Origin of the sequence: Paracoccus marcusii, assembly GCF_006151785.1 — a bacterium.
Classification (GTDB): domain Bacteria; phylum Pseudomonadota; class Alphaproteobacteria; order Rhodobacterales; family Rhodobacteraceae; genus Paracoccus; species Paracoccus marcusii.
In genome coordinates, this window is the sequence record NZ_VDDD01000048.1 from 1 (window position 1) to 24868 (window position 24868).

At 68.5% G+C, this 24868-nt stretch carries 21 protein-coding genes; 9 read left to right on the plus strand and 12 right to left on the minus strand.

The features are described 5' to 3' along the window. Positions 1 to 104 precede the first annotated feature (104 nt). The 3 genes from FHD68_RS09360 to FHD68_RS09370 form a co-directional block, all read right to left on the minus strand. Entirely contained in the window at positions 105 to 779 is a 675-nt protein-coding gene (locus FHD68_RS09360) for a 5'-nucleotidase, lipoprotein e(P4) family (protein WP_164871377.1), read from the minus strand. Between the two features lie 84 nt (positions 780 to 863). After that, positions 864 to 2105 carry an MFS transporter gene (locus FHD68_RS09365; protein WP_127897557.1) on the minus strand — a complete coding sequence of 414 codons (1242 nt, stop codon included), beginning with the start codon at positions 2103 to 2105 and terminating at the stop codon, positions 864 to 866. Positions 2106 to 2195: 90 nt separating this feature from the next. Continuing rightward, positions 2196 to 2786 carry a LolA family protein gene (locus FHD68_RS09370; protein WP_127897558.1) on the minus strand — a complete coding sequence of 197 codons (591 nt, stop codon included), beginning with the start codon at positions 2784 to 2786 and terminating at the stop codon, positions 2196 to 2198. A gap of 151 nt (positions 2787 to 2937) precedes the next feature. Here FHD68_RS09370 and FHD68_RS09375 point away from each other — a divergent pair, with 151 nt between their 5' ends. Together FHD68_RS09375 and FHD68_RS09380 are read left to right on the plus strand one after the other, a co-directional pair. Further along, complete coding sequence (locus tag FHD68_RS09375) at positions 2938 to 4173, plus strand: putative DNA modification/repair radical SAM protein (protein ID WP_127897559.1); 1236 nt, start codon at positions 2938 to 2940, stop codon at positions 4171 to 4173. Beyond that, positions 4170 to 5591, plus strand: a complete 1422-nt coding sequence (locus tag FHD68_RS09380) for a UdgX family uracil-DNA binding protein (RefSeq protein WP_127897560.1) — start codon at positions 4170 to 4172, stop codon at positions 5589 to 5591. Before FHD68_RS09375 ends, FHD68_RS09380 begins: the two co-directional genes overlap by 4 nt. Before the next feature lie 4 nt (positions 5592 to 5595). Here the strand turns inward: FHD68_RS09380 and FHD68_RS09385 are convergent, their stop codons facing one another. From FHD68_RS09385 to FHD68_RS09395, 3 genes are read right to left on the minus strand one after another with little or no spacing between them, the layout of a single operon-like run. Continuing rightward, positions 5596 to 6507, minus strand: a complete 912-nt coding sequence (locus tag FHD68_RS09385; protein WP_127897561.1) for a glutaminase — start codon at positions 6505 to 6507, stop codon at positions 5596 to 5598. Positions 6508 to 6562: 55 nt separating this feature from the next. Next, positions 6563 to 7786 carry a UbiH/UbiF/VisC/COQ6 family ubiquinone biosynthesis hydroxylase gene (locus FHD68_RS09390; protein ID WP_127897562.1) on the minus strand — a complete coding sequence of 408 codons (1224 nt, stop codon included), beginning with the start codon at positions 7784 to 7786 and terminating at the stop codon, positions 6563 to 6565. 49 nt (positions 7787 to 7835) lie between these two features. After that, positions 7836 to 8687, minus strand: a complete 852-nt coding sequence (locus FHD68_RS09395) for an SDR family oxidoreductase (RefSeq protein ID WP_045982292.1) — start codon at positions 8685 to 8687, stop codon at positions 7836 to 7838. Positions 8688 to 8781: 94 nt separating this feature from the next. Here FHD68_RS09395 and FHD68_RS09400 point away from each other — a divergent pair, with 94 nt between their 5' ends. The 7 genes from FHD68_RS09400 to pdeM all read left to right on the plus strand — a co-directional run bounded on the left by FHD68_RS09400 (position 8782) and on the right by pdeM (position 17352). Beyond that, positions 8782 to 10266, plus strand: a complete 1485-nt coding sequence (locus tag FHD68_RS09400; protein WP_045982293.1) for an AMP nucleosidase — start codon at positions 8782 to 8784, stop codon at positions 10264 to 10266. 147 nt (positions 10267 to 10413) lie between these two features. After that, entirely contained in the window at positions 10414 to 10713 is a 300-nt protein-coding gene (locus FHD68_RS09405) for an HU family DNA-binding protein (RefSeq protein WP_042246023.1), read from the plus strand. A gap of 124 nt (positions 10714 to 10837) precedes the next feature. Further along, complete coding sequence (locus tag FHD68_RS09410) at positions 10838 to 11728, plus strand: DMT family transporter (RefSeq protein ID WP_127897563.1); 891 nt, start codon at positions 10838 to 10840, stop codon at positions 11726 to 11728. Between the two features lie 59 nt (positions 11729 to 11787). Next, positions 11788 to 12780: a ligase-associated DNA damage response exonuclease gene (locus FHD68_RS09415; RefSeq protein ID WP_127897564.1), complete on the plus strand. Its 993-nt coding sequence runs from the start codon at positions 11788 to 11790 to the stop codon at positions 12778 to 12780. After that, the gene (locus tag FHD68_RS09420) at positions 12777 to 14327 is read left to right on the plus strand and encodes a cisplatin damage response ATP-dependent DNA ligase (RefSeq protein WP_127897565.1); all 1551 of its coding nucleotides are present in this window, start codon (positions 12777 to 12779) and stop codon (positions 14325 to 14327) included. The genes FHD68_RS09415 and FHD68_RS09420 overlap by 4 nt, the downstream gene beginning before the upstream one ends. Continuing rightward, positions 14324 to 16699, plus strand: coding sequence for a ligase-associated DNA damage response DEXH box helicase (locus FHD68_RS09425; RefSeq protein ID WP_127897566.1), 2376 nt, complete (start codon positions 14324 to 14326; stop codon positions 16697 to 16699). Before FHD68_RS09420 ends, FHD68_RS09425 begins: the two co-directional genes overlap by 4 nt. Further along, the gene (pdeM, locus tag FHD68_RS09430) at positions 16696 to 17352 is read left to right on the plus strand and encodes a ligase-associated DNA damage response endonuclease PdeM (protein WP_127897567.1); all 657 of its coding nucleotides are present in this window, start codon (positions 16696 to 16698) and stop codon (positions 17350 to 17352) included. Before FHD68_RS09425 ends, pdeM begins: the two co-directional genes overlap by 4 nt. Before the next feature lie 51 nt (positions 17353 to 17403). On the opposite strand, the gene FHD68_RS09435 is transcribed toward pdeM, so the two are convergent. The 6 genes from FHD68_RS09435 to dnaA form a co-directional block, all read right to left on the minus strand. Further along, positions 17404 to 18069, minus strand: coding sequence for an outer membrane protein (locus FHD68_RS09435; RefSeq protein ID WP_208863755.1), 666 nt, complete (start codon positions 18067 to 18069; stop codon positions 17404 to 17406). A gap of 245 nt (positions 18070 to 18314) precedes the next feature. After that, complete coding sequence (gene gyrB, locus FHD68_RS09440) at positions 18315 to 20750, minus strand: DNA topoisomerase (ATP-hydrolyzing) subunit B (RefSeq protein ID WP_045982300.1); 2436 nt, start codon at positions 20748 to 20750, stop codon at positions 18315 to 18317. A gap of 93 nt (positions 20751 to 20843) precedes the next feature. Then, the gene (locus FHD68_RS09445; protein ID WP_127897569.1) at positions 20844 to 21485 is read right to left on the minus strand and encodes a LysE family translocator; all 642 of its coding nucleotides are present in this window, start codon (positions 21483 to 21485) and stop codon (positions 20844 to 20846) included. Then, on the minus strand, positions 21482 to 22558 hold the full coding sequence (gene recF / locus FHD68_RS09450) for a DNA replication/repair protein RecF (protein WP_127897570.1): 1077 nt from the start codon (positions 22556 to 22558) through the stop codon (positions 21482 to 21484). The genes FHD68_RS09445 and recF overlap by 4 nt, the downstream gene beginning before the upstream one ends. Then, positions 22555 to 23673, minus strand: a complete 1119-nt coding sequence (gene dnaN, locus FHD68_RS09455) for a DNA polymerase III subunit beta (RefSeq protein WP_127897571.1) — start codon at positions 23671 to 23673, stop codon at positions 22555 to 22557. Before dnaN ends, recF begins: the two co-directional genes overlap by 4 nt. Before the next feature lie 84 nt (positions 23674 to 23757). Beyond that, on the minus strand, positions 23758 to 24868 hold a 1111-nt coding region (dnaA, locus tag FHD68_RS09460), incomplete at its 5' end, for a chromosomal replication initiator protein DnaA (protein ID WP_139085586.1).

Sequence of the window (24868 nt, forward strand, 5' to 3'; positions counted from 1 at the left end):
CAGCGCTGGGGTGCGACCCGCGAGGCGGAGCTGCTGGCCAGCACCTCGTGGCGCGTGACGGCGCCGCTGCGGGCGGTGTCGCGTGTGGCGCGGCGGCTGCGGCCCTAGTCGCGCTCCCAGGGGCGCAGCTCGGCCTCCATCCAGGTGCCATGGGCGGCGTTGGGAAAGACGATCCAGTCCTGGCCGAAGCGGTCGGCGTGGTCTTCGGTCAGGCGGTGCTGATCCTCCAGCGCGGCGCCGGCGAAGGCGCCATGGAAATCGTGCAGCGTGTCGCCCAGCTGCAGCACGATACGGTGCCCGTCCTCGACCTGCGCGCGGCGGGCGGCCTTGGGCGGACCGAACAGCAGGACCTGTTCGGCGCAGACCTGCGGTAGGCCGAGACGCGACAGGGTCGCGATGGTGGCCAGCTTGTTCTCCTCGAACCGGTCCGAGACGTAGAAGATCGTGACGCCCAGGTCGTCGGCCAGCGCAAAGAACTCGGCCGCGCCGGGGATCAGGTGGGGATTGCCCTCGCGCTCCCACAGCAGCCAGGTGTCGATGTTCTGGAACATCCCCTTGTTGTGCATCGCGGCCGCCATGACGGCGCTGTTGTCCAGGATCGTCTCGTCGATGTCGCTGAGGATCGCCAGTCCGGCGCCGCCGCCTGCCTGGTCAACGGCGGCACGCAGGCGCAGGGTCGCCAGCGCATAGCATTGCCGCTGCAGGGCGCGCACCTCGGCCGAGGCCTGCTGATAGCGGACGGCAACGGCGTGGTCGTGAGGCGTGCGGGTGGGCTGCATGATCTGTCCTTTGGTCGCGCGCAACATAGCTAGGCCGCGCGCGCCGCCGGGTCAAATGACGGTCCGGTGGTCCGCGCCGCGTGGTCAGATGGCGGGCGCGGGGATGCGATAGGGCGCCTCGCGGACGGGCAGGTGGATCAGGGCGCTGAAGGCCCCGATGCCCACGCCGATCCACCAGACCAGGAAATAGTCGCCCGACGCGTCGTACAGCTTGCCCCCCAGCCAGACCCCCATGAACGATCCAAGCTGGTGGGACAGGAACACGAACCCGTAGAGCGTCCCCATGTAGCGCAGCCCATAGATATAGGCGACCAGACCCGAGGTCAGCGGCACCGTGGCCAGCCACAGCCCCCCCATGACCAGCGAGAACACGACCACCGTGGCAGGCGTCATCGGCGTCAGGATGAAGGCCGCGGCGGCGATGGTGCGCAGCGTGTAGATGCCCGCCAGCAGGTATTTCTTGGTATAGCGCTTGCCCAGATATCCCGCGAGGATCGCCCCGCCGATATTCGCCAGCCCGATCAACGAGATGGCGATCGCCCCAAGCGCCGACGTGGTGGTGATGCCCAGGCCCGCCAGCATGCCGGCAGGGTCGATGGGGCCGCACATCTCGGTGATCATCGCGGGGAAATGCGCGGTAATGAAGCCCAGCTGATAGCCGCAAGAGAAGAACCCCGCAAAGATCATCATGAAGGACGGGTCGCGGAACGCGCGCCGCAGAACGGTGCCCATGCTGTCCTCCAGCTGCGATGGGGTCGCGGGCCTGCCGTCGCCCAGCATCGGCAGGAACAGCATCGTCGACAGGACGATCACGCCGAAGATGATGAAGACCGACTGCCACGGATAGAAGGCCAGCAGCCCTTCGGCCAGGGGTGCGCCGAAGACCTGTCCCGCCGATCCGGCGGCGGTGGCGATGCCCAGGGCCAGGCTGCGGTTGTCGTCGCTGGCGGCCCGGCCGACCACGGCCAGGATTACCCCGAACCCGGTGCCCGCGATGCCAAAGCCCACGATGATCTCCAGCAGCTGGATGCTGGCCGGGGTCGTGGCGAAGGCGGTCAGAATCAGGCCGGAGCTGTAGAGGATCGCACCGACGATGATCGCCCACCGGTCGCCCCATCGTTCCGCCATCGCGCCGAAGATCGGCTGGCCGATGCCCCAAGCCAGGTTCTGGATCGCGATGGCCAGCGAGAACTCGGCCCGCGGCCAGCCGAAATCCTGTGCGATGGGAATCTGGAACACGCCAAAGCTGGCGCGCAGTGCAAAGTTGATCAGCAAGATCAGCGATCCGCCGATCAGCACGGGTGTCAGGATGCGGGAATGGGGCATGGCTGCGGCCTTGGATGGGGTCGGCCGCAGCGTTGCCCCCGGCATGGGGGCGCGTCAATCACGCAATTGTCAGGATGCAATCGCCGCCGGTCAGCGGCGCTGCACCTCGGACTGGATCGAGAAGCGCGAGGCGGGGATCGTTCCGCCCTTTGACATCTCTCCAAGGATCACGGTGGTCTTCTGGCCGGTATCGTCTGTCACGACCCACTGGCGCAGCTCGGTTGGTGCGGTGAACACCATCTGGATGGTGCCGTTCTGCGGCCGCTGCGGGTCCTGCGCGGTGACGACGGTGCCGTTGTTCTGTTCGCTGTGACCGGTGACCATGCCTTGGCGGCCCAGGTTCACGTTGGCATCCAGGATGATCGACAGCGGCGTCTGGGACAGGGGATACTGCTGCGGGCCGCCGTTCGACTTGCCGTCGAAGATCGCCACGTTGCCGCCCGATGCCAGAACCAGCGTCGGGTCGTTGTCGTATTCGAACCGCACCCGGCCGGGACGCTGGATATAGACGGTCCCCGTCGATACCGTGCCATCCGGGTTGATCTGCGTGAACTCGGACGTGACCGTGGTCAGGCTGTTGAGATAGCGCGAGATCTCGGACAGCGGGATACGTTCGGCCAAGGCCGGAAAGGCCATGGCGAAAAGAAGGGCGGGCGCAAGGGCGAGGGTGCGTATGTTCATGGTCCCGATCATATCCTTTCGCTGTTGCGATGCACATCACGTCTGGCGGATGAACGCGCAGCCAACCATCGCGCGTCCGTGACGGTTCCGCATCATTTGTTTCATGCCCGATGCCTTGCGAAGAACGCATGGGGAACATATCTTTCCCGGCATGGCACAGCGCACCTTGCAGGACAAGCTGGCGATCCTGTCGGACGCCGCGAAATACGACGCCTCCTGTGCGTCCAGCGGAACGACGCGACGCGATTCGCGGTCGGGGGGCATCGGCTCCGCCGGCGGCACGGGGATCTGTCATGCCTATACGCCGGACGGGCGCTGCATCAGCCTGCTGAAGATCCTGATGACGAATTTCTGCATCTATGATTGCGTCTATTGCATCAACCGCGTCAGCAGCAATGTCGAACGTGCCCGGTTCTCTCCGGAGGAGGTGGTCCGGCTGACGCTGGAATTCTATCGCCGCAACATGATCGAGGGGCTGTTCCTGTCGTCGGGCATCATCCGCAGCCCGGACCAGACGATGGGCGACATGGTCCGCATCGCGCGGATGCTGCGGATCGAACACGGGTTCAAGGGATACATCCACCTCAAGACGATCCCCGACGCCTCGCCCGACCTGGTGGCGCAGGCGGGGCTGTTCGCGGACCGCCTGTCGGTGAATGTGGAACTGCCCCAGGATGCCAGCCTGCGCCACCTTGCTCCAGAAAAACGCCCCGAGACGATCCGTGCGACCATGGCCGACGTGCGCCTTGGCCGCGAGGCCGCCAAGGACCGCAGCCATACGGGCAAGCGCCCGCCGCGCTTCGCCCCCGCCGGGCAGTCCACGCAGATGATCGTCGGCGCGGATCAGGCCACCGACGTCGACATCCTGAACACCTCGGCCAATCTCTATTCGGGGTATCAGCTGAAGCGTGTCTATTACTCGGCCTTCAGCCCGATCCCCGACGCGTCCGCCATGCTGCCGCTGATCAAGCCGCCCCTGATGCGCGAACATCGCCTGTATCAGGCCGACTGGCTGATGCGCTTTTACGGCTTTGACGCGACAGAGATCGGGTCGGCGCATCCGTCGGGCAACCTAGACCTGGCGATCGACCCCAAGCTGGCCTGGGCGCTGGCCAATCGGGCACAGTTCCCCGTCGATGTCGCCCGCGCCCCGCGCGAGATGCTGCTGCGCGTGCCGGGCTTCGGCACCAAGACCGTGGGCCGCATCCTGACCGCGCGTCGGAACGGCGTGCTGCGATACGCGGACCTGCTGCGCATGGGCGCGATCATGTCCAAGGCCCAGCCCTTCGTCACGCTGCCCGACTGGACGCCGGGCGCACTGACCGACAGCGCCGGCCTGCGTGCGCGCTTTGCGCCGCCGCCTGAACAGCTGTCCCTGTTCGGATGATCCGGGTCACGCTGCCGCGGTTCGGACGCTTTGACGCCTGGCGTCAGGCCGCCCGCGATCTGGCCAGCGCACGCGTCCCGATGGAGGGCGTGACATGGGCCGACCCTGACACGCCCCCCGACCTGTTCGGCGCCGACCCGGCCCCGCCGCCGGGCGATCATCCGGTGATCTCCACGCAGGAGTTCCTGCAGCTGGCCCGTCAGGTCGCCAGCCATTCGGACCCGGAGCGCTGGTCGCTGCTGTACGGGACACTGATGCGGGCGCAGGGCGATCGGCGCTTTCTGTCCAATCCCGCCGATCCAATGATGGACCGCCTGTCGCGCATGGCGAAATCGGTGCGCCGCGACATCCACAAGATGCACGCCTTTGTCCGGTTTCACGAACTGCCCTCGGACGGGCCGCGCCGGGCCTTTGGTGCGTGGTTCGAACCCGAACACCCGATCCTGGAGGCAGGGACGCCGTTCTTTGCCAAGCGGTTCGCCGACATGGACTGGCTGATCGCCACGCCCGAAGGCACTGCCCGGTTCGACGGCGACACCATCGCCTATGACGACCCGGCCCCGCGCCCCGATCTGCCCGACGATGCAAGCCATGACCTGTGGCAGACCTATTTCGCCAACATCTTCAACCCCGCGCGCATCAAGACCAATGCAATGCGGTCCGAGATGCCCAAGAAATACTGGAAGAACCTGCCCGAAACCCGGCTGATCCCCGACATGCTGGCCGATGCGCCGCGCCGGGTTCAGGCCATGCGCGACGCGGGTGCGACCGATGCGCCGGCCTTCGCGCCCAAGATCACCGCCCGCCTGCGCCAGCAGCCCGACGACAGCATCCCCGACTCGCTGGAACAGGCCGCGTCCCAGGCCGCCCGCTGCACCCGGTGCGAGCTGTGTCATGCGGCCACCCAAACCGTCTGGGGGCAGGGTGATCCTGCCGCCCACCTGATGCTGGTGGGCGAGGCGCCGGGCGATCAGGAGGATCTGGCGGGCCTGCCCTTCGTGGGCCCCGCGGGCCAGCTTCTGCACCGGACCATGGCCGAGGCCGGGCTGGCCCCCGACCGGGCCTGGCTGACCAATGCGGTCAAGCATTTCCGTTTCACGCCGCGCGGCAAGCGCCGCCTGCACCAGACGCCCGACCGCGACCATGTCGATCAGTGCCGCTGGTGGTTGGACCTGGAACGCCGCATGGTCGCGCCGCGCCTGACCGTGGCCATGGGGGCGACGGCGGCCTTCGCGCTGACCGGCAACCGCAAGCCGCTGACGCCGCGCCGCGGTCTAGTCGAACCGGCACGCGACGGCGGCCCTGTCCTGATCACCTGGCATCCCAGCCTGATCCTGCGCCTGCCGCCTGACCGCGCGCCTGCGGCCTTGGCCGAACTGCGCGCCGATCTGGCGCAGGCCGTGCAGATGGTGGCCTGAGGCGTCAGCCGAAGACCGACCAGCCGGTGAATTCGGCCAGCCGTTCGGCGGCCAGCGTGCCCATCTGCGAATTGCCCCATCCGTCCAGACCCGGCGACCAGATCGCGATCGACGCCTTGCCCGGCGCGATGACCAGCAGCCCACCCCCCACGCCCGATTTCGCAGGCATGCCCACGCGGAAGGCGAAATTGCCCGACCCGTCATATTGCCCGCAGGTCATCATCAGCGCGTTGATGCGCCGCTGTTTCACCGGGGCCAGCAGGGGCGGCGCGCAGTCCAGCACGGCGATCACCCGGCCCGCGCGGGCCAGCTGGATGCAGGACATCTCGATCGCGCATTGGTGGACATAGGTGCCGATGACATGATCCGGCGGATTGCGCAGATTGCCGAAGCTGCGCAGGTAATGCGCCAGCGCCGCGTTGCGGTATCCGGTGCGGGCCTCGGACCGGGCGACGGCCTTGTCGATGTGGATGTCGTCATCCTCCGCCGCCGCGCGCACGAAGCCCAGGATCTCGGCCAGGGTCTGCTGGGGGCTGCGTCCGGTCAGCAGCTGGTCGGTGACCACGATGGCGCCCGCGTTGATGAACGGGTTCCGGGGCCGGCCCTTCTCCTGTTCCAAGAGCAGGATCGAATCGAACCGGTCGCCCGACGGCTCGCGCCCCACGCGCAGCCACAACTGTTCGCCGATGCGGCCCAGCACGCAGGCCAGCGCGAACACCTTGCTGACCGACTGGATGGAAAATCCCCGATCCGCCTGCCCGGCGGTCAGCACCTGTCCGTCCGCCAGGGCCACGGCGATGCCGAACTGATCGGGGGCGACGCCGGCCAGTTCGGGGATATAGTCGGCGACTTTGCCCCAATCGGCAGCCTTGCGGATGTCGCGGTCCAGGTCCTGCAGAAAGCGTTCAAGCGTCATGGCGTCCCCCGATGCTGCGCAGAGCCTATGGCGCGAAACCGCCGCCCGGGGAAGGTTAAAGCGCCTGACCCGCCAGCATCCGCGGCATCGGCGACACGGACAGCCCCGCCGCCTGCCGCATGAAGCCGCGCCGCAGTCCCGGCAGTGCATCGACCACGCCCATGCCCGCGCCGCGCAGCCCGGCCACGGCCGGATTGTCGGTCGCGAACAGTCGGTTCACCCCGTCCATGCCCAGTGCCAGCGTCGTCGCATCCGGTCTGCGCCACGCCTGATACCGCTCCAGCACCAGCGTGCTGCCGATATCCTCGCCGCGTCGGGCGGCATCGACCAGCACCTCGGCCAGGGCGGCGACGTCGCGCAGGCCCAGGTTCAGGCCCTGGCCCGCGATGGGATGGACCCCATGCGCCGCGTCCCCCACCAGCGCCGCGCGGTCGGCGGCATAGCGTTCGGCCAGGGACAGCGACAGTGGATAGCTGAAGCGCGGCCCCGCCAGCGACAGATCGCCCAGGAAATCGCCAAAGCGCGGTCGCAGGACCGCCAGGAAGGCGGCGTCGTCCAGAGTGGCGATGGCCGCGGCGTTCGCGGTGGTTTCTGACCAGACGATGTTGCTGCGGTTTCCGGGCAGGGGCAGGATCGCCAGCGGCCCGGTCGCCATGAAATACTGATGCGCGATGCCCTGATGAGGCAGGGCATGGTCGATGGCCGCGACCAGCGCGGTCTGGCCGTAATCCCAGCCTTGGCGCCGGATGCCCGCGCGCGTGGCCACGCCCGACCCGCGCCCGTCCGCACCGACCAACAGCCGGGCTGTCAGCCGCTGTCCGTCAGACAGGATCGCAGTGACGCCCGCCGGGCCGACCTCCTGGCCGGTGACGGACAGGCCGGGCAGGGTGGTGACCGCGCCCTCCATCGCGTCGGTCAGGGCGGCGTGCAGGAAGCGGTCCTCCAGCATGTGGCCCACCGGGCCTTCGCCCAGCTCGGCGCTGTCGAAATGCAGGAAGAAATGGCCCGCGCCCTCTCCGGGCTGGCCTTGGGACGCCTTGATCTGGTGGATGGGCTGGGCGTCGGGGGCCAGCCGGTCCCAGAGGCCAAGAGCCCGCAGCACCCGGACCGAGGCGATGGCCAGCGAATAGGCCCGCCCGTCGAAACCTGCCCCCGACCGCGCGCGCGCGGGGCGCGGATCGACCACGGCCACGCGCAGCCCGGCCTGGGCCAGGGCCAGGGCCAGGGTCGGGCCGTTCAGCCCGCCCCCGGCCACCACGATGTCGAAATCCTGTGTCATGGCCCGCAGCTTGCACGGGCCGTGGGCAAAGGCAATGCGGCGCGCGGCCTCACGCGCCCTGGGCCAGCAGGGCGGCCAGCCCGGTCCGGTAATCCGGATAGTGCAGTGTCACGCCCAGGTCGCGCTTGATCCGGTCGTTCCGGACCCGCTTGCTGTCGCCATAGAAGGACCGCGCCATCGGGGTCATGTCGGCCTGATCGAAGGGCACCGCGGGCGGCAAGGGCAGGCCCAGCAGGGTCGCCGCATGGGCGATCACGTCCTGAGGCGGGGCCGGGTCGTCGTCGCAGACGTTGTAGATGCCGATCGGGTCGGGCGCGTCGATCGAGGCCAGCAGGACCTGGGCGATATCCTCGACATGGATGCGCGAGAAGACCTGACCGGGCTTGATGATGCGCCGCGCGGTGCCGTCGCGGACCTTCTGGAACGGGCCGCGCCCGGGACCATAGATTCCCGCCAGCCGAAAGATGTGCAGCGGCAGGTCATGCGCCCGGGCCAGGTCCTGCCATGCGCCTTCGGCGGCGATGCGGGCCTGGCCGCGCGGACCCGACCCGTCCAGGACAGAATCCTCGTCGACCCAGCCCCCGTCGCGGTCGCCATAGACGCCGGTGGTGGACAGATAGCCCAGCCAGCGCGGCCGGGCGCGGGCCAGTTCGTCGCGGAACGCGGCCAGAACAGGGTCGCCGTCCGGTCCGGGCGCGGTGCTGACCAGGATCGCGTCGGCCCGGGCGATGGCCGTGCGCAGCGCATCCTCCGACCCGGGCCACAGCAGGGGCACGGCGCCTGCGGCCGCGACGCGGTCAGGGTCGTCGCGGGTGGTGCCGGTGACCTGCCAGCCGCGGGCGGTCAACAGGGGTGTCAGGAAGCCGGCGCTGTAGCCGTGACCGAAAACGAGCATCTTCATGACGGCACCGTAACGGCGCGCGCGTGGCTGCGCCAGACGCTTGCCTGCCGCCTGCCGCGCTGGCAGGGTCGGCGCAGCAAGAAGGACAGATCCGATGACGACAGACGCCCGCTTTCTGCCGGTCCAGACCCCCGACGCCGCGGCGCCCCGCGACTTTACCGACGCGGCCGCGGCCGTGGCCCATCTGCGTGCGCTGTACGACCAGGCGACCGGCTTTCTGCTGGGCCATTTCACCGCCATCCTGGAAGGCACGTCCCCCGTCGCGCGCTATCGCGCCTTCTACCCCGAGGTGCGGCTGATCGTCCCGACGCATGGCAAGATCGACAGCCGCCTGTCCTTCGGCCATGTGGTCGCGCCCGGCGTCTATGCGGCCACGGTGACGCGCCCCGACCTGTTCCAGCATTATCTGACCGAGCAGCTTGGCCTGCTGATCAAGAATCACGGGGTACCCGTGACCATCGGCCTGTCGGACACGCCCATGCCGGTCCATTTCGCGGTCGCCGCCCAGAGCGACCTGGCCGTCCCGCAGGAGGGCGTTCTGGATTTCAGCCTGCGCGACGTCTTTGACGTGCCGGACCTCAACACCATGAACGACGACATCGTGAACGGCGTGGCCGGCGCCATGCCCGACGGCAGCCAGCACCTGGCGGCGTTCACCGCGCAGCGTGTGGATTATTCGCTGGCGCGCCTTGCCCATTACACGGCGACCGCGCCCGAGCATTTCCAGAATTTCGTCCTGTTCACCAACTATCAGTTCTATGTCGACGAGTTCGAGGCCTTTGCCCGCCGCGTCCTGTCGGATCCGGACAGCGGCTATACCGCCTTCGTCGCCCCAGGAAACCAGCAGATCACCGACGGCCACGACACGATCGTGCCGCTGTCCAAGCTGCCGCAGATGCCGACCTATCACCTGAAACGCGCGAACGGGCAGGGGATCACGCTGGTCAATATCGGCGTCGGCCCGTCCAACGCCAAGACCGCGACTGACCACATCGCGGTGCTGCGCCCGCATGTCTGGCTGATGGTGGGCCATTGCGCGGGCCTGAGGAACAGCCAGTCCCTGGGCGATTTCGTCCTGGCCCACGCCTATCTGCGCGAGGATCACGTGCTGGACGACGACCTGCCCGTCTGGGTGCCGATCCCGGCCCTGGCCGAGGTCCAGGTCGCCCTGCAGGAGGCGGTGGCCGAGGTCACCCAACTGGACGGGTACGAGTTGAAGCGCATCATGCGCACGGGCACCGTCGCCACCATCGACAACCGCAACTGGGAGCTGCGCGACCAGTCCGGCCCGGTCCACCGCCTGTCGCTGTCGCGCGCGGTCGCGCTGGACATGGAAAGCGCCACGATCGCCGCGAACGGGTTCCGGTTCCGCGTCCCATACGGCACGCTGCTCTGCGTCAGCGACAAGCCGCTGCACGGAGAGCTGAAGCTGCCGGGCATGGCGACGGACTTCTATCGCACTCAGGTCGCCAACCATCTGCTGATCGGCATCCGCGCGATGGAGAAGCTGCGCGACATGCCGCTGGAGCGCATCCATTCGCGCAAGCTGCGGTCCTTCAGCGAGACGGCGTTCCTGTAGCGCGGCGGCAAAACACCAGCAAACGCGGGTTTTCGCGCGCGGGGCGAAAAAGGCTTGATCTGCCCGTCAAAACCGTGTGTAGCAGGCGATATGCCGCAAAAGGCGCAATTTGTGGGCCCGGTGCAACAGGGCAAGAGGAGACGGACCATGGCTACGGCTGCTGCAAAACCGATGACCAAGACCCAACTGGTGGCGACGATCGCCGAAGAAATGGGCTCGGACAAGAAATCCGCTTCGGCCGCTCTGGACGCGATCGTGGCGATCGTGACCCGCGAAGTCGCCGGCGGCGGCGCGGTGACCCTGCCGGGCATCGGCAAGATCGCCTGCCGCGCCCGTCCCGAGCGTCAGGTCCGCAACCCGCAGACCCAGGAAATGATGACCAAGCCGGCCGACAAGCAGGTCAAGGTCACCATTGCCAAGGCCCTGAAGGACAGCGTCAACAGCTGATCCGCAGATGCTGCGATGACGGATCGGGGTCGTGCCATCGGGCACGGCCCCTTTTCTTTATGTCTTCACCCCACGGCGGTGCTCTGCTAGCCGTTTTGCATCACCTGCAAGAAAGGCCTGGTCCATGGATCTTCGCGCGTTGCTGATGGGTCTGGCCTTCGCGGTGATGTGGGCCTCGGCCTTCACCTCGACCCGGATGATCGTGACCGAGGCGCCGCCGCTGATGGCGCTGGCCCTGCGCTTTGCGCTGTCGGGCGTGATCGGCGTGCTGATCGCGCTGGCCATGGGGCAGACCTGGCGCACCTTGACGCGGGCGCAGTGGCGCGCCGTGCTGATCCTGGGGCTGTGCCAGAACGCGCTGTACCTGGGCCTCAACTGGACCGCGATGCAGTGGATCGAGGCGGGCCTGGCCTCGATCATCGCCGCGACCATGCCGCTGATGGTGGCCGCCCTGGGCTGGAGCCTGATGGGCGAGCGCCTGCGCCCGATGGGCGTGGGCGGCCTGATCCTGGGCGTGGTTGGTGTGGCGATCATCATGGGCGCGCGCCTGCAGGGCGGCAGCGACCTGACCGGCATCGTCATGTGCTTCGTCGCGGCGCTGGCGCTGGCGGTGGCGACCCTGACGGTGCGGGGCGCCAGTTCGGGCGGCAACGTGATGATGATCGTGGGCCTGCAGATGCTGGTCGGCGCCGTGACCCTGGGCCTGATCGCGCCCTGGTTCGAGACCTGGGACGTCACCTATACACCGCGCCTGGTCGTGGCGTTCCTCTATACGGTGATCGTGCCGGGGCTGGTCGCGACCTGGGTGTGGTTCATGCTGGTCGGGCGCATCGGCGCGGTGCGCGCGGCGACGTTCCACTTTCTGACGCCCTTCTTCGGCGTGGCCACCGCCGCCCTGTTCCTGGGCGAGGATCTGGGCGCGGGCGACGTGATCGGCGTCGCGGTCATCATGGCCGGCATCCTGGCGGTGCAGCTGTCCAAGGCGCCCCCGGTCAAGCGCCCGCCGCCCAGCTGACGGACCCCTGCGGCCATCGGCGGCGTTGAACCCGCGCCAACCCCTGCGATGATGGTGCCATGCGTCCCGACCAGATCCTGCACCCGACCGAGGCCGGGCTCTATTGCCCGCCCGGCGATTTCTACATCGACCCGGTCCGCCCGGTGCCCCGCGCGCTGATCACGCACGGGCATGGCGACCACGCCCGTGCGGGTCATGGGGCCGTCATGGCGACCCAGCAGACCTTGGACATCATGGCGATCCGCTATGGCGAGGATTTCACCGGCACCCGCCAGGCCGCCCAAGGGGTGGCCCACATTGGCGATGTGCAGGTCAGCTTTCACCCCGCGGGCCATATCCTGGGCTCGGCCCAGATCGCCGTGATGCCCGACCGCGGCCCCAAGATCGTCGTGTCCGGCGACTACTGCCGCGCCCCGAACCCGGTCTGCGCCCCCTATGAGCCGGTGCCCTGCGACATCTTCGTGACCGAGGCGACCTTCGGCCTGCCGGTCTTCCGCCATCCCGACCCGCTGACCGAGATGACCAAGCTGATCGCCAGCATGGCCGAGTTTCCCGAACGCCAGCACTTGATCGGCGCCTATGCCCTGGGCAAGGCGCAGCGGGTCATCGCGCTGGCCCGACAGTCCGGGATCGACGGTCCCATCGCCATCCATGGCGCGCTGCAGCGACTCTGCGATTTTCACGTGGAACAAGGGATCGACCTGGGCCCGCTGGTCCCGGCCACCGCAAAGCAGGTCGATGCCCAGCTGGTCATCGCGCCGCCATCCGCCTTTGCCAGTGCCTGGGTCCAGCGGTTCCGCGACCCGGTCATCGGCTTTGCCTCGGGCTGGATGACGGTGCGCGCGCGGGCGCGGCAGCGGGGGGTGGAGCTGCCCTTGGTCATCAGCGACCATGTCGACTGGCCGCAGGTCACACAGACCATCACGGAACTGGCCCCCCAGGAGGTCTGGATCACCCACGGGACCGAGGACGGGCTGATGCGCTGGTGCGAGCTGCAGGGCATCGCGTCCCGCCCCCTGCGCCTGATCGGATATGAGGACGAGCCGGAATGAAGGCTTTTGCCCATCTGCTGGAACGGCTGGCCTTCACCGCCGCGCGCAACGCCAAGCTGCGCCTGCTGCGCCATTACCTGGAGGCTACGCCCGACCCCGACCGCGGCTATGCGCTGGCCGCGCTGACCGGTGATCTGAAGCTCAGGGCAGTGACGCCGGGCCTGTTGCGGGGGCTGATGGCGGGGCGGGTGGACGAACAGCTGTTCGCCATGTCCTATGATTTCGTGGGCGATCTGGCCGAGACCATCGCGCTGCTGTGGGATACCGACCAGGACCAGGACGTGCCCCTGCGGGATGCGGTGGCGCTCCTGCGTGATACGGGCCGCGCGGGCCTGCCTGCGGCGATCACCGCGATGCTGGACCGGCTTGGCCCGTCGCAGCGGCTGGCCTTTCTGAAGCTCGCCACCGGCAACATGCGCGTGGGCCTGTCCGCCCGCATGGCGCGCATGGCCCTGGCCGAGATGGGGCCCCCCGAGGTCAAGGACATCGAGGAGATCTGGCACGGCCTGACGCCCCCCTATCAGCCGCTGTTCGACTGGATCGCGGGGGGCGCGCGCCCCGAACACGCGGCCCGCGCGCCCTTCCGGCCGGTGATGCTCTCCACGCCCGTCGATCTGGATCAGCTGCGCGCCTTCGATCCCGCCGATTACATCGCTGAATGGAAATGGGACGGCATTCGCGTTCAGGCGATCAACGACGGCGGCACGCGGCGCCTCTATTCCCGGACCGGAGAGGATGTGGGCGCGGCCTTTCCCGACCTGCTGGAGGCGCTGAACTTCGACGGTGCGCTGGATGGCGAGCTGCTGGTGCGGCGGGGCGCCGACGTGGCGCCCTTCGGCGATCTGCAGAAGCGTTTGGGCCGCAAGGTCGTTGGCCGCGCGATGCTGGACAGCCATCCGGCGGGCCTTCGGGTCTATGATGCGATGATCTGGCAGGGGCGCGACCTGCGCGACCTGCCGCATCAGGAGCGGCGCGCGGTGCTGGAGGGCGCCGATTTTGGCAGCGACCGAATCGACCTGTCGCCATTGCTGCCCTTCCAGACCTGGGACGATCTTGCCGCCCTGCGCGCCGACCCGCCCTCGATCGTGATCGAAGGCGTGATGATCAAGCGCCGCGACAGTCCTTACGTCGGCGGCCGCCCGCGCGGGCCCTGGTTCAAGTGGAAACGCGACCCGATGGTGGTGGATGCGGTGATGCTCTATGCGCAGCGCGGGCATGGCAAGCGGTCGGGCTTCTACAGCGATTTCACCTTCGGCCTGTGGGACGGGGAGGCGCTGGTGCCCGTCGGCAAGGCCTATTTCGGCTTCACCGATGAAGAGCTGCGCGAGCTGGACCGTTTCGTTCGGAACAACACCACCGAACGCTTTGGCCCCGTGCGCTCCGTTGCGCCCAAGCTGGTGCTGGAGGTCGCGTTCGAGGGGCTGAACGCCTCTCCGCGCCACAAGTCCGGGGTCGCGATGCGCTTTCCCCGCATCAGCCGCATCCGATGGGACAAGCCCGCCGCCGAGGCCGACCGGCTGCAGACGCTGAAGGACATGATCCCGTGACGCTGCCCCCCGCGTTCCAGGACTGGTTCTCCCGGCAGGGCTGGCAGCCGCATCCGCATCAGCTGGCCCTGCTGGAGGCCAGGGAGGACAGCCTGCTGATCGCGCCGACCGGGGGCGGCAAGACGCTGGCGGGGTTCCTGCCCTCGCTGGTCGATCTGACCGCGCCGCATCTGGGGATGCACACGCTGTACGTCTCGCCCTTGAAGGCGCTGACGGCGGATATCGCGCGCAACCTGTCGCGCCCGGTCGCCGATCTGGGCCTAGACATCCGCATCGAGGATCGCACCGGCGATACCCGTGCCAGCCAGCGCGCCCGCCAGCGCATGGACCCGCCCGACATCCTGCTGACCACGCCGGAATCGCTGGCTTTGATGCTGTCCTATGAACAGGCGCCCGTGATCTTTGGGGGCCTGCGCCGGGTGGTGCTGGACGAACTGCACGCGCTGGCCGAGAACAAGCGCGGCGATCAACTGATGCTGGCCTTGTCGCGCCTGCGCGCGCTGGCGCCCGACCTGCAGGTCACGGGCCTATCGGCCACGGTCGAAGACCCGTGGCGGCTGGCCCGCTTCATGGGCGGCGCAACCGTGATCCACGCCGACCCCGGCCCCGATCCCGACATCGCCATGCTGCCCACCGCCAAGGCCCCGCCCTGGGCCGGCGCGGGCGGGCATTATGCCGTACCCGACGTGCTGGCCGCCGTGGCGCAGGCCACGACCACGATCATCTTCATCAACACCCGCGCCCAGGCCGAGCTGTTCTTTCAGGCGCTCTGGGCCGCGAATGACGCGAACCTGCCCATCGGCCTGCATCACGGCAGCTTGTCGCGCGAGGCCCGCGCCCGGACCGAGGCCGCGATGGCCGCGGGCGAATTGCGCGCCGTGGTGGCGACCGGGTCCCTGGATCTGGGCATCGACTGGGGCGCGGTCGATCTGGTGATCCAGGTCGGCGCGCCGCGCAACGTCAAGCGGCTGGTCCAGCGGATCGGGCGAGCGAACCACCGCTACAACGCGCCGTCCCGCGCGCGGATCGTGCCGGCCAACCGCTTCGAGGTGATCGAATGCGTGGCCGCCCTGCAGGCCGTGCGCGAACGCGATCTGGACGGCGACGATCGGGGGCCGGGGCCGTTGGACGTGCTGTGCCAGCATATCCTGCTGACCGCCTGCGCGGGGCCTTTTGACGCCGATGCGCTGTTTGCGGAGGTCCGCACTGCCGGGCCCTATCGTGACCTTTCCCGCGCCGATTTCGATGACTGCGTCGCGTTCGCAGCCACCGGCGGCTATGCACTGCGGGCCTATGACCGCTGGCAGCGGCTGATGCAGCGCGACGGTTTGTGGCGCCTGCGCGACCCGCGCGCGGCGCGAAACCTGCGCATGAACATCGGCACCATCGTTGAGGCCGAGATGCTGAAGGTCCGCTTTCGCGGACGCGGCGGCGCCCCCTTGGGCGAGGTCGAGGAAGGGTTCGCCGCGACCCTGGCACCGGGCGACACCTTTCTGATCGGCGGGCAGACGGTGCGATACGACGCGCTGCGCGAGATGGTGGTCGAGGTCACGAAACAGCCCTCCAAGGAGCCCCGCATCGCCACGTTCTCGGGCATGAAGCTGGCCACATCGACGCAGCTATCCCATCGGGTTCTGGCGCTGATCGGCGATCCGGCGGCCCATGCAGGCCTGCCCACTGATACCCGCGATTGGCTGGCGCTGCAGGCCCGCGTCAGCACCCTGCCGCGCCCCGGCACCCTGCTGACCGAGGCGTTCCCCCACCAAGGACGCTGGCATCTGGCGGTCTACGGCTTTGCCGGGCGCAACGCGCTGCAGACCCTGGGCCTGCTGATGACCCGGCTGATGGAGGAGGCTGGGCTGGCCCCCCTGGGGTTCCTGGCCACCGATTACGCCCTGCTGATCTGGTCGCTGGACCCGGTGACCGACCCCGCGCCCCTGCTGGATCGCGACGGCCTGCGCGAGGGGCTGGGCGACTGGCTGGCCAGCAATGCGGTGATGAAGCGCAGCTTTCGCAACGTGGCGACCATCGCCGGGCTGATCCAGCGCAACCTGCCCGGCGCGCGCAAGTCGGGGCGGCAGGCGACGTTCTCCAGCGACATCCTTTACGACACGCTGCGCAAGTACGACCCGGACCACCTGATGCTGCGCATCACCGCGGCCGAGGCCAGCCGGGGGCTTGTGGATTTCGGCCGGATCGAGGAAATGCTGGACCGCACCGACCGCCTGGACCACCGCATGCTGGAGCGTGTGTCGCCCCTGGCCGCGCCGCTGATGCTGGAACTGGGCCGCGTGCCCATCGCGGGACAGGGCCGCGAGCGCATGGCCGAGGCCGAGGCGGCGGCAATGATGGCAGAGGCAGGGCTTTCGTGACGTTCCACCCTTTCGACTTTGACGGCCAGACGCTGCAGGCGCGGGCCAGCGGCGCACTGTTCTGGCCTGAACGGCGCTGGCTGATCGTGGCCGACCTGCATCTGGGCAAATCCGAACGCATGGCGCGGCGTGGGGGTGCCCTGCTGCCCCCCTATGAGACGCTGGAGACGCTGGACCGTCTTCAGGCGGAGATCGCAGCGACCGATCCTGCGGTGGTCGTCAGCCTGGGGGACGGGTTCGACGACGACGCGGCGGGGCGCGCGCTGCCCGACGATGTCTGCGACCGGCTGCGCACGATGGCCCAGGGCCGGCGCTGGATCTGGGTCCGCGGCAACCACGACCCCGGGGCGATCTGTCCCCGCCTGCCCGGCAATACCGCGGCGGAGCTGCATGACGGCCTGATCCTGCGCCACGAGGCGGGTCAGGGGCCGGACGTGTCGGGCCATTACCACCCCTGCATCCGGCTGGCGGGCCAGCGGCGGCGGTGTTTCCTGGTCGGCCGCGACCACCTGATCCTGCCCGCGTTCGGTGCCTATACTGGGGGGCTGGAGGTCACGGACAGGGCGCTGGCCGCGCTGGTGCCGCAGGGGCTGGCAATCGCCTGCGGAGCGCGCGCCCTGCCGGTGCCGGTGGGCATGCGTCGCCGCGCATGAAAAAGGGCCGGCACGCATCGCGGCCGGCCCCCGTCATCCTGAGTGGTCGGATCAGAACCGGAAGTTCGCGCCGATCTTGACGCTGCTCATGGTCATGCTGGCGCGGGTCGAGAGGGTGTCGATCCCGTCCGAGAACTCCACCCGCTCGTTGCCGAAATCGCGGTACTGGTATTCTGCGAAGATCGACGTGCGCGGGTTGATCATGCGCTCCACGCCCAAGCCGCCCGCGGCACCCGTCGCGGTGAAGCCGCGCGTCTGCGAGAAGTCGCCCGTGCTCAGCGTATAGTCGAAATCACCGCGGGCGACGCCCAGGGTGCCATAGACCAGCGTCTGCGGGTTGACCGCATAGCCGGTCTTGATGACCAGGGTGGCGATGTTCTTCATCTCGCTCTCGACGCGGCCCAGCAGCGGATCACCGATGTCGATGCTTTCGTCGACCGAGCCGAATTCGACGCCCAGTTCAGGACCGAAGACCCAGTTGCCGCGCTGCCAGCGATAGCCCAGCTGCAGACCTGCGGTTGCGCCGGAGATGCCGACATCACCCAGTCCGCCGATCAGGCCCACGTCCTCGCCGTCGATGACCTCGGAGAAACCCACCTGATCCTCGGTGTCGAAGACATAGCCGAGCGATCCGCCCACATAGGCGCCACCCCATGCCGAGGCGATCGGCGCCACGGGTGTCACCGTCACCGGTGCCACGTCAACGACGGGCGACACCACGCCCCCGGCAAGGGCAGCGCCTGCCCCCAAAACCAGGGCCGAGACGGAGGAAAGAGCGAAGAGGCGCATGGGGGATACTCCTGAAAAGCTGGGGCGCGCCCACCGGCTGCGCCCGATCTGCAAATGATGTCCGGTCAATCCAGCGCAGAGAATCGGCCCAAGATCAATTAAAACGCGCATTGGCCCCTGTCCCTGCACGCGGTGACGGGCATGGACAGTGACCTTTGGGCAACATGGGCCGTTCAGGTATCCAGGTTCTCGACGTTCAGGGCGTTCTGCTGGATGAACTCGCGGCGCGGTTCGACGACGTCGCCCATCAGCTTGGTGAACAGGTCCTCGGCCTCGGCCACGTCCTCGATGCGGACCTGGAGCATGGTGCGTGCGACGGGGTCCAGCGTGGTTTCCCACAGCTGCTCGGGGTTCATCTCTCCCAGTCCCTTGTAGCGCTGCAGGGACAGGCCCTTCTCGCCCTCCAGGAACACCGCCTGCAGCAGGCCCAGGGGGCCGTGGATCGGCTGGTCGCGATCCTTACGGATCAGGCGCGCGGGCTTGGCATAGATGTCCTGCAGGGCCTGGGTCATCTCGCCCAGCCTGCGGCTCTCGCCGCTGCGCAGCATCTGGCCGTCCAAGGTGCGGTTCTCCTCGACCCCGCGCAGGGTGCGCGACAGGCGGATGCCGGCATCCTGGGTCGGGCGTCCCTGCCAGCCGCGCTCGTACTCCTCGGCGATCTGGTCCAGGCGGGCGGCGATGTCGGTGGCCACGCCCTGGGCGTCTTGGTCGATGCGGCCCGGCACCAGCGCCCCGGCGATCGCGGCCTGTTCGGTGATGTGGGGCGGGTAGTGGGTCGGATAGGCGCGCAGAACGCGGCGTGCCACCCGCGCCTCCTCGACCACGCGGGCCAGGTCGTTGCCGGTGATCTCCTCGCCCGAGGCCAGGCGCAGGGATGCCCCTTCGACGCCCTGCTGGATCAGGTAATCCTCCAGCGCGGCCTCGTTCTTCAGATAGACCTCGGACCGGCCGCGCCCGACCTTGTAGAGCGGCGGCTGCGCGATATAGAGATGCCCGCCCTCGATCAGCTCCGGCATCTGCCGGAAGAAGAACGTCAGCAGCAGCGTGCGGATATGCGCGCCGTCGACGTCGGCGTCCGTCATGATGACGATCTTATGGTAGCGCAGCTTCTTCAGGCTGAACTCGTCGCGCCCGATGCCGGTGCCAAGCGCGGTGATCAGTGTGCCGATCTGGTCGCTGCCCAGCATCCGGTCGAACCGCGCGCGTTCCACGTTCAGGATCTTGCCGCGCAGCGGCAGGACGGCCTGGTTCTGGCGCGAGCGGCCCTGTTTTGCCGAACCGCCGGCCGAATCCCCCTCGACGATGAACAGCTCGGACAGCGCCGGGTCCTTCTCCTGGCAATCGGCCAGCTTGCCGGGCAGGGATGCCACGTCCATCGCCGTCTTGCGCCGCGTCAGCTCGCGCGCCTTGCGCGCCGCCTCGCGGGCCAAGGCGGCCTCGATGATCTTGCCCACGATCTGGCGGGCCTCGGTCGGGTTCTCCTCGAACCACTCTGCCAGCTTCTCGCCGACCAGCCCCTCGACCGCCGGACGGACCTCGCTGGAGACAAGCTTGTCCTTAGTCTGGCTGGAGAACTTCGGATCGGGCACCTTGACGGACAGCACGCAGGTCAGCCCCTCGCGCGCGTCATCGCCGGTGAAGTCGACCTTTTCTTTCTTCGCGATGCCGCTGTCCTGCGCGTATTTGCCGATCACGCGGGTCAGGGCGCCGCGGAAACCGGCCATGTGCGTGCCGCCGTCCCGCTGCGGGATGTTGTTGGTGAAGGGCAGGACGGTCTCGTGATAGCTGTCGTTCCACCACATCGCGACCTCGACGCCGATGCCGCCCTTCTCTCCGGTGATGAAGATCGGCTCGGGCATGACGGCGGTCTTGGACCGGTCCAAGTATTTCACGAATTCCTTGACGCCGCCCTCGTAGAACAGCTCGGTCTTCTGGACCTCGGCATGACGCTCGTCCTCCAGGATGATGCGCACGCCGCTGTTCAAGAAGGCCAGCTCGCGCAGGCGGTTCTCCAGCGTCTTGAAGCTATAGTCCAGGTTGCTGAAGGTCCCGTCCGGATGCACGGTCTTGGCCGAGGCCATGAAGCGCACCTCGGTCCCGCTTTCACCCGGCGCATCGCCCACCACGACCAGCGACTTGACGGTGTCGCCGCGCTCGAACCGGACGAAGTGCTCCTTGTCGTTGCGCCAGATGCGCAGCTCCAGCCAGTCGGACAGGGCGTTCACGACCGACACGCCCACGCCGTGCAGGCCCCCCGACACCTTGTAGCTGTTCTGGTCGAACTTTCCGCCTGCATGCAGCTGGGTCATAATGACCTCGGCCGCGCTGACGCCTTCTCCGGCATGCATGTCGACCGGGATGCCGCGCCCGTTGTCGCGCACGCTGACGCTGCTGTCGGCATGGATCTTGACCTGCACGAAGTCGGCATGGCCGGCCAGGACCTCGTCGATGCCGTTGTCCACGACCTCATAAACCATGTGGTGCAGGCCGGACCCGTCGTCGGTATCGCCGATATACATGCCGGGACGCTTTCGCACGGCGTCCAAACCCTTGAGAACCTTGATGGAATCGGCGTCGTACAAAGCGGGTTGGGCGGCGGTGTCGGTCATGCGTCGGGCTTTCTGTTCGTCATGTCTTGATATAGGCCTTCGCAGGGGCAAAGTCACGGCTTTGGCTGGGTTTTTCGGCCCCGTCGGCGGGTTTTATGCCCGGCCTGCCCAGATCTGGCCCGCACCCAGCACCAGCCCCACGAAAATCAGTAGCCAGCCCGATGCCAGGTTCATCCGCCGCAGCCCCGCGGGGGTCGCCAGACGGGCGCGCAGCGCGGCCAGCGTGGCGCCCATGCCTAGGTTCAGCAGGAACGGAATGGCCCCCGACATCCCCACGATCACCGCGACATCGCGCCCGGTCAGCCGCGCCACGTCGAAGAAACCGGGCAGCACGCCGACATAGAACAGCGCCGCCTTGGGGTTGCCGGCAATGGCCAGCAGGCCCGCGCTGAAGCCCGCCCACCCACCACGCCGGGTCAGGCGGCTGTCGCTGTCCACGGCCTGCCCGGCGTGGCGCAGCAGCCCGATGCCCATGCCCAGAAAGACCGCGACCGCGATCCAGCGCAGGGCCGACAGCAGAGCCGCCTGATCGCCCACCAGCAGCGTCAGGCCGAAGATCGCGATCAGCGGCCAGATCATGTCCCCGATCGCCACCCCAAGCGCCAGCGGCCAGACCCCCGCCCAACCGGACGACAGGCCCCGCGCCATGATCGCCACCCAGACCGGGCCGGGCGTCAGCCAGATCGCCGCCAGCGCGCCCGCATACAGCCAGATCGCCTGCACGCTCAGCGTCATGCGGCCTCGCATGCCGCAGAGGCGCCGTCGGTCTTGGTCACGGCCAGGCTGCGCGCGCGCGGGCCGAAGGCGTCGAACAGTTCCGGCCCCGTGCCGGTCAGCAGGGTCTGGGCGGGCAGGTCGGTGATGCGGTCGTAAAGGGCCGCGCGCCGGTCGGCGTCCAGATGCGCCGCGACCTCGTCCAGCAGCAGCAGGACCGGCTGGTCCGACAGCGCACGCGCATTGGCCAGGATCAGCGACAGCAGCAACGCCTTCTGCTCTCCGGTCGAGGATTGGGCGGCGGGCATGTCCTGCGGCCCCCAGCTGGCGCCCAGATCGGCCCGATGCGCGCCGGTCAGCGTCCGCCCGGCGGCCATGTCGCGGTGGCGCGTCGCGGCCAGGCGCGCGGCGATGCTGGCGGGGTCGGCATCGTTGGCAAAGCCGTCCTGGGCCAGCAAGGTCAGGCGTGCGGCCGGAAAATCCGTGCCGCCGTCCTGCGCGGCCATGATGGCGGACAGGGCCGCCTGGCGGTTGCGGGTCAGGCCCGCGCCGGCCTCGGCCATCTGCGTCTCCAGTGCGCGGTACCAGCCGGGATCGCCGATCTGATCGCGCAGCAGGCGGTTGCGTTCACGCATGGCCTTGTCATAGGCCAGCGCCAGGTCCGCGTGGTCGGGCATCAGCGACAGGGTCACCCGGTCCAGGAACCGCCGCCGCCCTTCGGGTGCGTCCGACCACAACCGGTCCATCGCGGGCACCAGCCAGATGACCCGCACCAGCCGGGCCAGCGCGGTCTGGGTCACGGGCTTGTCGTCCAGGATGACATGGCGGGGTTGGCCGGGGGGCGCCGCGGTCTCGACCGCGTGATCGCCAAGCGTGGCGCGGAGGCGCCAGCCCGCATCGGGGCCCATCCGCGCCTGGTCTAGGGCGGCCACCGCGCGCAGTCCGCGGCCCGGCGCCAGCATGGACAGCGCTTCCAGGATGTTCGTCTTGCCGGACCCGTTCGGCCCATGGATCGCCAGGGGGCGGGCGTCCAGCGACAGGTCCAGCCGCGGCCAGGACCGGAACTGGGACAGCCGCAGCGCCGTCAGTGTCACACGCGCATCGGCATGACGACATAGACCGCGCTGAGATCGCTGCCCTCGCGGATCAGGGCGGCGTCGCCCGAGCCGTTGAACAGGAACACCGCGTTGTCGCGATCGACCTGGCCCGCGATCTCCTGCAGGTACTTGGCGTTGAAGCCGATCTCCAGCGGTTCGTCGGCATAGGCCACGATCAGCTCCTCCTCGGCGGCGCCGGCATCGGGGGCGTTGACCGACAGGACCAGCCGGTCCGCGTCCAGCGACAGCTTGACCGCGCGCGAACGTTCGCTGCTGACGGTCGCCACGCGGTCGACGGCGCGGGCAAAGTCGGCGGCGTCCACCTCAAGCTTGCGGGCGTTGCCCTGCGGGATCACGCGGCTGTAATCGGGGAAGGTCCCGTCGATGACCTTGGAGGTCAGCGTGATCGTGGGCGTGGCAAAGCGGACCTTGGTCTCGCTGACCGACACGGCGATCTCGGCCTCGTCGTCGTCCAGAAGCTTGCGCAGCTCTCCGACGGTCTTGCGGGGCACGATCACGCCGGGCATCGCATCCGCGTTCGCGGGCAGGGGCGCGTCGATCCGGGCCAGGCGGTGCCCGTCGGTCGCCACGCAGCGCAGGACGGGGCCGTCCTCGGACTGGGCCACGTGCATGTAGACGCCATTCAGATAGTACCGCGTCTCCTCGGTCGAGATCGCGAATTTCGACTTGTCGAACAGCCGGCGCAGCACCGATGCGGGCGCCTTGAAGTTCGCGCTGTATTCGCTGCTGGCCATGACCGGGAAATCGGCCCGCGGCAGGGTCGCCAGGCTGAAGGACGAGCGCCCGGCCTGGACCGACAGCCGCCCCGAAGCGTCGTCGCTGGCCAGTTGGACCAGGGCGCCGTCGGGCAGCTTGCGCGCGATCTCGTTCAGCATCACGGCGCTGACGGTGGTGGCGCCGGGGCGTTCGACCTGGGCCACGGCGCGGTCCACGACCTCGGTGTCCAGGTCGGTGGCCCGGAAGCTGACGCCTTCGGGGGTGGCCTCGATCAGCACGTTGGCCAGGATCGGGATGGTGTTGCGGCGTTCCACGACCGACTGGGCCTGCGACACGGCCTTGACCAGAACGGCGCGCTCGATCGAGAATTTCATCAGTTTCCCCTGTCCCATGGCTCTGCGGCCCCTGCCGGACCTGATGTGTAGCCGCCCGCGCGGGCAGTCACAAGATTTTCGTGATCAGGCTTCCAGCATCCGCTTCAGCACGGCGATGTCCTCGACCATGGCGCTGTCCTCGACCAACAGCTCCTCGATCTTGCGCACGCCGTGCATGATCGTGGTGTGGTCGCGTCCGCCGAAGCGGCGGCCGATCTCGGGGAGGGAGCGGCTGGTCAGCTGCTTGGACAGGTACATCGCGATCTGGCGGGGCCGGGCGACGTTGCGCGCGCGTTTCGGACCCATCATGTCGGCCAGGCGGATGTTGTAATGCTCGGCCACCTTGCGCTGGATGTCGTCGATGTTGATCTTGCGGTCATTGGTCCGCAGGATGTCGGCCAGGCATTCCTGCGCCACCTCCAGCGTGATCTCGCGGCGCAGCAGGCTTGCATGCGCGAACAGGCGCTGCAGCGCGCCTTCCAGGACGCGGACGTTGGTGGTGATGCGATGCGCCAGGAACTCCAGCACGCCCGCGCCGATCTCCAGGTCGGACTGCTGGGCGCGGAAGGCCTGCGTCTTGGACTGCAGGATGCCCAGGCGCAGCTCATACGTCGTCGGGTGCAGGTCCACGATCAGGCCGCAGGACAGGCGCGACTTGATGCGTTCCTCAAGGCCCTTGATCTCGGCGGGCGCGCGGTCGGCCGAGATCACGATCTGCTTGCCCTGGTCGACCAGCGCGTTGAACGTGTGGAAGAATTCCTCCTGAGTGCTGTCCTTGCCGGCGATGAACTGCACGTCGTCGACCATCAGCATGTTCACGTTCCGGAACATGCTCTTGAAGTCCATGATCGAGCTTTCGCGCAGCGCCTGCACGAAGCGGTACATGAACTGTTCGGCCGACAGGTACAGGACCTGCGCCGACGGGTGGCGCGCCTGATAGTCATGCGCGATCGCGTGCATCAGGTGCGTCTTGCCCAGGCCCACGCCGCCATAGAGGAACAGCGGGTTGAAACCGACGGGCCCCCCCTCGGCCACGCGGCGGGCGGCGGCATGGGCCAGCTCGTTCGGCTTGCCGACGATGAAGTTCCCGAAGGTGAAGCGGCTGTCCAGCGGTGCGCCCAGATCGGTGCGGGCGGCGCGGGTGGTCGGCGCCTCGGCCGGCTGGCCCGCGGGGGCCGTGGCCTGGGCCGAGGGG

Coding starts and splice junctions, on each gene's coding strand:
- FHD68_RS09360 (WP_164871377.1), bottom strand. CDS start 779: ATGCAGCCCACCCGCACGCCTCACGACCACGCCGTTGCCGTCCGCTAT.
- FHD68_RS09365 (WP_127897557.1), bottom strand. CDS start 2,105: ATGCCCCATTCCCGCATCCTGACACCCGTGCTGATCGGCGGATCGCTG.
- FHD68_RS09370 (WP_127897558.1), bottom strand. CDS start 2,786: ATGAACATACGCACCCTCGCCCTTGCGCCCGCCCTTCTTTTCGCCATG.
- FHD68_RS09375 (WP_127897559.1), top strand. CDS start 2,938: ATGGCACAGCGCACCTTGCAGGACAAGCTGGCGATCCTGTCGGACGCC.
- FHD68_RS09380 (WP_127897560.1), top strand. CDS start 4,170: ATGATCCGGGTCACGCTGCCGCGGTTCGGACGCTTTGACGCCTGGCGT.
- FHD68_RS09385 (WP_127897561.1), bottom strand. CDS start 6,507: ATGACGCTTGAACGCTTTCTGCAGGACCTGGACCGCGACATCCGCAAG.
- FHD68_RS09390 (WP_127897562.1), bottom strand. CDS start 7,786: ATGACACAGGATTTCGACATCGTGGTGGCCGGGGGCGGGCTGAACGGC.
- FHD68_RS09395 (WP_045982292.1), bottom strand. CDS start 8,687: ATGAAGATGCTCGTTTTCGGTCACGGCTACAGCGCCGGCTTCCTGACA.
- FHD68_RS09400 (WP_045982293.1), top strand. CDS start 8,782: ATGACGACAGACGCCCGCTTTCTGCCGGTCCAGACCCCCGACGCCGCG.
- FHD68_RS09405 (WP_042246023.1), top strand. CDS start 10,414: ATGGCTACGGCTGCTGCAAAACCGATGACCAAGACCCAACTGGTGGCG.
- FHD68_RS09410 (WP_127897563.1), top strand. CDS start 10,838: ATGGATCTTCGCGCGTTGCTGATGGGTCTGGCCTTCGCGGTGATGTGG.
- FHD68_RS09415 (WP_127897564.1), top strand. CDS start 11,788: ATGCGTCCCGACCAGATCCTGCACCCGACCGAGGCCGGGCTCTATTGC.
- FHD68_RS09420 (WP_127897565.1), top strand. CDS start 12,777: ATGAAGGCTTTTGCCCATCTGCTGGAACGGCTGGCCTTCACCGCCGCG.
- gyrB (WP_045982300.1), bottom strand. CDS start 20,750: ATGACCGACACCGCCGCCCAACCCGCTTTGTACGACGCCGATTCCATC.
- FHD68_RS09445 (WP_127897569.1), bottom strand. CDS start 21,485: ATGACGCTGAGCGTGCAGGCGATCTGGCTGTATGCGGGCGCGCTGGCG.
- dnaN (WP_127897571.1), bottom strand. CDS start 23,673: ATGAAATTCTCGATCGAGCGCGCCGTTCTGGTCAAGGCCGTGTCGCAG.